The sequence below is a fragment of the Comamonas sp. genome (assembly GCF_036643215.1).
GTDB lineage: Bacteria > Pseudomonadota > Gammaproteobacteria > Burkholderiales > Burkholderiaceae_C > Comamonas.
Map to the genome: position 1 here is coordinate 1 of NZ_JAVXSJ010000062.1, position 7,208 is coordinate 7,208.

At 58.4% G+C, this 7,208-nt stretch carries 8 protein-coding genes and 1 pseudogene; 6 read left to right on the forward strand and 3 right to left on the reverse strand.

The window, feature by feature from the left end:
• A pseudogene (locus RSF91_RS19260) lies at positions 1-131 on the forward strand (hydroxypyruvate isomerase); the annotation flags it as partial.
• Positions 132-202: 71 nt separating this feature from the next.
• Entirely contained in the window at positions 203-1,114 is a 912-nt protein-coding gene (gene glxR, locus RSF91_RS19265) for a 2-hydroxy-3-oxopropionate reductase (RefSeq protein ID WP_332569921.1), read from the forward strand.
• A gap of 129 nt (positions 1,115-1,243) precedes the next feature.
• On the opposite strand, the gene ggt is transcribed toward glxR, so the two are convergent.
• Entirely contained in the window at positions 1,244-3,076 is a 1,833-nt protein-coding gene (gene ggt / locus RSF91_RS19270; RefSeq protein WP_332569922.1) for a gamma-glutamyltransferase, read from the reverse strand.
• 215 nt (positions 3,077-3,291) lie between these two features.
• On the opposite strand from ggt, the gene uraH reads away from it, so the two are divergent.
• The gene (gene uraH, locus RSF91_RS19275; protein WP_099736008.1) at positions 3,292-3,642 is read left to right on the forward strand and encodes a hydroxyisourate hydrolase; all 351 of its coding nucleotides are present in this window, start codon (positions 3,292-3,294) and stop codon (positions 3,640-3,642) included.
• 135 nt (positions 3,643-3,777) lie between these two features.
• Here the strand turns inward: uraH and RSF91_RS19280 are convergent, their stop codons facing one another.
• Positions 3,778-4,167 (reverse strand): DoxX family protein, encoded by a 390-nt coding sequence (locus RSF91_RS19280; RefSeq protein ID WP_332569923.1) that lies wholly within the window; start codon positions 4,165-4,167, stop codon positions 3,778-3,780.
• Between the two features lie 335 nt (positions 4,168-4,502).
• Between RSF91_RS19280 and RSF91_RS19285 the strand changes: the two genes are divergently transcribed.
• On the forward strand, positions 4,503-5,087 hold the full coding sequence (locus tag RSF91_RS19285) for a BPSL1445 family SYLF domain-containing lipoprotein (RefSeq protein ID WP_332569924.1): 585 nt from the start codon (positions 4,503-4,505) through the stop codon (positions 5,085-5,087).
• 78 nt (positions 5,088-5,165) lie between these two features.
• Here the strand turns inward: RSF91_RS19285 and RSF91_RS19290 are convergent, their stop codons facing one another.
• Positions 5,166-5,645 (reverse strand): hypothetical protein, encoded by a 480-nt coding sequence (locus RSF91_RS19290; protein ID WP_332569925.1) that lies wholly within the window; start codon positions 5,643-5,645, stop codon positions 5,166-5,168.
• A 197-nt stretch (positions 5,646-5,842) separates the two neighbouring features.
• Here RSF91_RS19290 and xdhC point away from each other — a divergent pair, with 197 nt between their 5' ends.
• Together xdhC and RSF91_RS19300 are read left to right on the forward strand one after the other, a co-directional pair.
• A complete protein-coding gene (xdhC, locus tag RSF91_RS19295) occupies positions 5,843-6,673 on the forward strand; it encodes a xanthine dehydrogenase accessory protein XdhC (RefSeq protein ID WP_332569926.1) in 831 nt (276 codons plus the stop codon).
• Positions 6,674-6,920: 247 nt separating this feature from the next.
• Positions 6,921-7,208 (forward strand): urate hydroxylase PuuD (locus tag RSF91_RS19300; RefSeq protein ID WP_332569927.1); only part of this gene is annotated, 288 nt, incomplete at its 3' end.

Here is a 7,208-nt window from a genome sequence, read left to right on the forward strand (position 1 = left end):
TTGCACACCTGGACCGCATCGGCTACGACGGCTGGATCGGTTGCGAATACAAGCCTGCAGGCAACACCGAATCGGGCCTGGGCTGGTTGGAAAAAATTGGCGGCTGGAAGAAAGTTGCAGTCGCTGCATAAGCCGTATAGCGCTTGCTGGACAAGCGCTGTCAGCTATCGAATTTGATATCAAGAATAGTTAGGAGTACACCATGAACGCATCGTCCCTCAAGTTGGGCTTTATCGGTCTGGGCATCATGGGCGCCCCCATGTGCGGCCACCTGATCTCGGCTGGCCACCAGCTGTTTGTGAACACGCACGGCAAGGTGCCTGCCAGCATCGCTGAAACCAGCGCGACTCAGTGCACCACCGCTCGCGGTGTGGCCGAGCGTGCCGACATCATCTTCGTGATGGTGCCCGACACTCCCGACGTGGAAAAAGTGCTGTTTGGCGAAGACGGCGTGGCCGCTGGCCTGAAGGGCAGCACCGGCAAGATCGTGGTGGACATGTCCTCCATCTCGCCCGTGGCGACCAAGGAATTTGCCAAGCGCATCGAAGCTGTTGGCGCTCAGTACCTGGACGCTCCTGTGTCCGGCGGCGAAGTCGGTGCCAAGAACGGCACCCTGTCCATCATGGTTGGCGGCCCTGACGAAGCTTTTGCACGCGTCAAGCCCCTGTTTGACAAGATGGGCAAGAACATCACTCTGGTCGGTGGCAACGGCGACGGTCAGACAGCCAAGGTGGCTAACCAGATCATCGTGGCGCTGAACATTGAAGCCGTGGCTGAAGCCCTGCTGTTCGCATCGCGCGCCGGAGCTGATCCTGCTCGCGTGCGTGAAGCTCTGCTGGGCGGTTTTGCTTCTTCCAAAATTCTGGAAGTGCATGCCGAACGCATGATCAAGCGCACTTTCGATCCAGGCTTCCGCATTGCTCTGCACCAGAAGGACTTGAACCTGGCTCTGTCCAGCGCACGTCAGCTGGGCGTTTCGCTGCCCAACACGGCTCAGGCCCAGGAACTGTTCAACAGCTGCGTGGCCCACGGCGGCGCGGGCTGGGATCATTCCGGCATGGTACGCGCCCTGGAAATCCAGGCCAATTTCGAAATCGGCCAGAAGGCTGAGTAAACGAGAGGTGGGGAGGGCGGCCACTGGCTACGCGTACGGTCAGCAGCCGCCTCAAAGTAAAAAGCCGCGCTCGGGGGAGCGCGGCTTTTTTTATTCCGAATTCACTCCTCTGCGCTGAGTGAAATTTCATTAGTAGCCCAGAGTTTTTCCATCTGGGTTGCGCGGGTCTGATGCGCCTTGCAGCACACCGTCTCGCACCTCAATGGTCTGCGTGCGACCCATGGCAGGCTTGACGGCTACCTTGTGCCCCCATTGCCTGAGCAGTGCCAGCGTATCGGCGCTAAAGCCTTTTTCAATGCGCAACACATCCGGCGTCCACTGGTGATGAAAGCGCGGCGTGGCCGCCGCTTCGGCCGGGTTCATGCCAAAGTCAATGTGGTTGACGACTTGCTGCAGCACCGTGGTGATGATGCGTGCTCCGCCGGGGCTGCCTGTCACCAGCACCGGCTTGCCATCCTTGAGTACCAGCGTGGGCGTCATCGACGACAGCGGGCGTTTACCGGCCTGCACGGCATTCACATCGCCGCCTACCAGTCCGTAAGCGTTGGCCACGCCGGGCTTGACCGAGAAGTCATCCATTTCGTTATTGAGCAGCACGCCTGTACCTTTGGCCACGATGCCGCTGCCAAAGTTGGTGTTGAGTGTGTAGGTCACGGCCACGGCGTTGCCCGCCTTGTCCACCACGGAGTAATGCGTGGTCTGGTCGCTTTCATAGGGCTGCGAAAATTGTTGAGGGTGGCCGGGTTTGATGTCTTGGCTAGGCCTTGCCTGCTGGGGCTTGATGCTGGCTGCCAGCTCATCGGCGTAGCGCTTGGAGATCAGGCCCTTGAGTGGGACTGTCACAAAGTCCGGGTCACCCAGATATTCAGCGCGGTCGGCATAGGCCAGCTTCATGGCCTCGGTCATGTAGTGCACGCTCTGCGCGCTGTTGGCACCCCATGTCTTGAAGGGCCAGCGCTCCATCATGTTCAAAATTTGCAGCAGGTGTGCGCCGCCAGACGAGGGCGGCGGCATAGTCACGATCTGATAGCCGCGATAGTTGCCGCGCACCGGTTCGCGCTCCACTGGCTTGTAGTCACGCAGATCCTCAAGTGTGATGGCGTTGGCATGTGGCGCCATTTCAGCCGCAATTTTCTGGGCGATGCTGCCTTGGTAAAAAGCCTTGGCACCTTGCTGGCTGATGAGGCGCATGGACTGCGCCAGATCTTTTTGCACCAGCCGATCACCCGTTTGCAGCGGCGCGCCGTTCTTCCAGAAAATGGCCTGCGTGGCTGGCCACTGGCTCATGTTCTTTTTTTCCTGGTTCAGCGTCTTCGCCAGCGTCACGCTGACAGGGTAGCCCTTCTCGGCCAGCGCAATGGAGGGCTCCATCACTTGGGCCAGCGGCAGGCTGCCCCAGCGCGAGAGTGCATGCGTCATGCCCGCCACCGTACCCGGCACACCCACGGCGTAGTGGGTGAAGAGCGACTTGCCGTTGATGACGCCACCCTTGTCATCCAGATACATATTGCGCGATGCGCCTTTGGGTGCCACCTCGCGGAAGTCCAGCGCAATGTCTTTGCCGGTCTTGGCGTCGTGCACCAGCATGAAGCCGCCGCCGCCGATATTGCCTGCGTTGGGCAGGGCCACAGCCAGCGCAAAGCCCACGGCGACAGCGGCATCGACGGCGTTGCCGCCAGCTTTCAGAATGTCCACGCCAATCTGGGTGGCCAGCTCCTGCTCGGACGCGACCATGCCATTTTTGGCAATGACCGGGTGAAAGACGTCCAGATCAAAGTCATATGCGGCTGCTGCGGCTTGTGCGGCGGCGGTTTGCGTAATGGTGGGCGTTGTTTCAATGGCGGAAGACATGCCGAGCGTGGGCAGAGGCGTTGCGCCTTTGCTGGCTGTGCTGCTGCAGGCATTCAAGCCGGCTACAGCGATGAGCATACTGGTCGCCAAGGCGGTGGTGCGCAATTGCATGCGTTGTCTCCTGAAGGGTTGAGTCAGTGTAAAGAAGCTGCCTTCTCTGGACTGGCTATGTGCCTGAAAGTCAAGGCTGAAAAGCCTTTGATAGGGTACAGAAACTGTATACACTTTAAAGATCAAAGCGTTGCGCACATGCGTGCGCGTGCTTTGAATACACAGATGTTTGACACAACCAAGGGCAGTTGCAAACTGCCTGTGAGGAGATTTCCATGGGCCTGAGCACCCACGTTCTCGACACCATGAATGGCTGCCCTGCTGCAGGCATGGCCGTTGAACTGTTTTCTACCGATGGCAACACCGCCACTCTGGTTAAGAGCCTGGTTCTGAACCATGACGGCCGCACTGATGCGCCTCTGTTCGACAACAACACCATCAAGGTTGGCACTTATCGCCTGACCTTCGACGTGGCTGCCTACTTCAAGGCCCGCGGCGTGGAACTGCCTGAGCCTAACTTCCTGGGCAAGGTCAGCCTGGACTTCGGCGTGGCCAACCCCGCCCAGCACTACCACGTGCCTTTGCTGGTTAGCCCCTGGAGCTACTCCACCTACCGCGGTTCTTAATTGACTGCGCGCGCCTCTCACTGAGGTGCGCAATAAAAACATGAGCGGCTTGCGCTGGTCATTTCTTGGTTTCAGAACGAAAGTGATCTGAAACCCAGTCATGACAGGCGCAAGCCGCTCTTGTTTTATGAGGATTTATTTGCCTTTGGAATAAGTCATGGCGACGACCAGTGCGCTGACAAAGTAAAAAGCCTGCAACTCCAGAGCCCAGCCGCCAGAGTTGTTCAGCATCAGAATCTGGTGGGTGTGCACCAGCGCAAATGCCACCACCATATTGACTGCAATCACCAGTGCGGCGGGTACAACCCACAGGCCCACCAGCAGCAGCAGGGGGGCAACGACCTCACCCAGATACACGCCATAGGCCAGAAAACCGGGCGCGCCAAGGGCGGCGATTTTGGCCTCAATGCTGCCAATTCCGTACCGAATCTTGGCCCAGCCATGCAGCAGCATGAGTAAGGCCAGTGAAACACGCAGCAGCACCATGGCTGCCTTGGGATGGTGAAAGTAATTCCAGAACTTCATGAGCTTCCTGTCATCAGCGCTGTGGGCACATCAACAATGCTAGCGCCAATTTCAGCAGGAACCTGTCATTGCCCAAACTTTGATCAGGACTGTAGATGATGCGAAGGCTCGACGTTTTGTTCGGATTCTTTAACAAAAGGGCTTGCCTTATGTAGGTCAATCGCGCAATCTGTAACTGTGGGGTTTATTGAGCGACGCCCCGCACTAGCATGAAGTCAATCCTGCTTCTGGCTGCTCTTGTGCCGGGGGATGCGCAAGAACGTCTGAATGTTGGACTGCAGGATCTTCTATCTCGGAAATGTCTGAACACATTCATCCCATGAAAGGATATTGGTATGCGTCAAATTTCTCTGCGTTCTGTTGCAGTGGCGGTTGCCGTGACTGCAGGTGCAATGGCCATGACGGCCTGTACGACGACCAAGCCTGATACAGCATCGGCTCCGCGCGCTGATGCGACCACGATCAACACACGCGCCAATGCGGCGCTGGAGCGTCTGTATCAGACCGCTCCTGGCTCCAAGGAGATGGTGCAGCGAGCCAAGGGTGTGCTGATCTTCCCGTCGGTGATTGGTGGTAGCTTTGTAGTGGGCGTGGAGCATGGCCGTGGCGTGCTGCGCGTGGCCGGTCATAACCGTGGCTACTACAGCACAACGGGCGCATCCATTGGCTGGCAGGCTGGCGGCCAGTCCAAGGCCGTGATCTACGTGTTCAACACCCAGGAAGCGCTGGACAAATTCCTCAAGAGCGATGGCTGGTCTGTGGGCGCGGATGCCACGGTGGCCGCTGGCAAGATCGGTGCCAATGGCAGCGTGGACACCACTACGGCCGGTGCACCCGTGACCAGCTATGTGCTGACCAATGCAGGTCTGGAAGCGGGCGTTTCGCTGCAAGGCACAAAGATCACCAAGGTTGTCGAATAAGCCTTGTTTGATTCTTCAAAACAAAAAACCGGCCAAGGCCGGTTTTTTTATTGCCTGATGCGGCACGCGTGCAGGGCCTTACTGGCCCAGTTGACCTTCGGTCAGTGTGTCGAGCTGAAAGCGGCCTGACTTGTCCCATAGCCAGGTGTCGGTGTACGTCACAGGCTTTCCGGCGGCAGGGAAGGGGGCTGCGGCACGGACTGAGCGTTCAATTTCTGCCACCACTTCGGGGGCGTGGCTGGGTTTGCGCATCCAGTTCAGATTTCTCACACGGCCCTGTCCATCCAGCTGAACTTGCAGCACGCCAATTGCATACAGCATGGGCGGCAGCATGCCTTTGTAGATGCGGTGTGCATTTTTCTCGTACAGGTGCTGCGCCGCTTGCTTGCGGTACATGGGGCTGGCCTTGTCGGCGGGCGTGATGCCTATGGATGGGCTGTGCGGCGCGATCTGGCAGGCAGCGAGGAAGGCGGTGACTGTGGCAACCAGTCCAGTCATCAGCCAGGCCAGTGGCCTGGGGCCTTGCGTTGAGCGGGTGGATTCTTGGGTATCAGACATGTCTCAAGCGTAGCCGTAAATGAGGAGAGGTCAACGCTATCGCGTTGATATCTGGCGTGCGGAGTGCAAAAACTGCAACGACTCGTCAATGTGCTGCGCAATAAGTATCTGATTAAGGCATTCATATGGCGGCACGACTATTGCTGTCTGCAAAATGCACGAACATAGTGAATTCTTAAAGGTAGAAACCAGCCGCCATGTGGAGTGAAACGCAGCAGCAAATTTTGACCCGCTTGAGCCAGCAGCCCTTGTGCTGGGTGCAGGTGCAGGCCACTCGCGGCTCCGTGCCGCGAGAAGAGGGTGCCTGGATGGCCGTTTTTGCCGACGAGGTCATGGGCACGATTGGTGGCGGTCATCTGGAGTGGCAGGCTATTGCGCAGGCACGCCAGTTGCTGGCGCAGTGGGCTGATCAGCCTTCAGGCCAGCGCGAGCATGTGCAGCGCTATGCGCTGGGCCCCAGTCTGGGTCAATGCTGCGGCGGGGCGCTGGAGTTGCGTTATGCGTGGTTTGAGGCGGCTGATGCACCGCGCCTGCGCGCCTTGATGCCTGAGCCGTCGCAGTGCGTGGCCTTGTTTGGCGCAGGCCATGTGGGTCATGCGCTGGTTCGAATCCTGCGCAGCCTGCCATACCGGGTGGTCTGGGTGGATAGCCGTGATGCGGTCTTCCCAGAACAAGAGCAGATCGGCGTGCAATGCGAGCATTCCGACCCAGTGCAGGCTGCAGTGGCGCAACTGCCTGCGCAGTCTCAGGTGCTGATCATGAGCTTTAGCCATGCGGAAGACTTGGAAGTTGTTGTGCAATGCCTGCTGCGCCAGCGCGAGCGGGGCGATCTGCCTTTTGTGGGGCTGATTGGCAGCAAGACCAAATGGGCCAGTTTTAGCAGTCGATTGCGCAGCCGTGGTTTCAGCGATGCAGAGCTGGCGCACATTACCTGCCCGATTGGCGTGCCGGGCATTGGGGGTAAAGAGCCGGAAGTGATTGCGGTAGCGGTTGCCGCCCAGCTATTGCAGCGAAGGATTGCCGCATAGCGCTGCATTGCACCAAAAAACAACCGCTCAATCTGAAAGTAGCCGGTATCTACGGGAAATCACTAGGATGGTTTGCCCTGAATTTCAATCTTGCGGAGGCAAAAAGTGCATACACTTTCTGTCTACAGACTGGTCGCAGCGGTGCCTCGAAGCTTTTTGCCTAGGGAGCGCGGCCTTTTCTTCTGCTCAGAGCGCCCGCAGTGGTGAGCAGCTTGCACGGCAGCCCCACGCTGCCAAGGTTAGAGCTATGGAAAGCTACATTCTCGACTGGGCCGGCCTGCTTTTGCGGTGGCTGCACGTCATCACCGCCATCGCCTGGATCGGTTCTTCATTCTATTTCGTGTTCCTCGATAGCAGCTTGACGCCGCCTGTCGATGACGACCTGAAAAAGCAGGGCGTCAGCGGTGAGCTCTGGGCTGTGCACGGCGGTGGTTTCTACCACCCCGTCAAGTTCAACGTTTCCCCTCCCAAGATGCCGGATAACCTGCACTGGTTCTACTGGGAAAGCTACAGCACGTGGCTGTCCGGTTTTGCC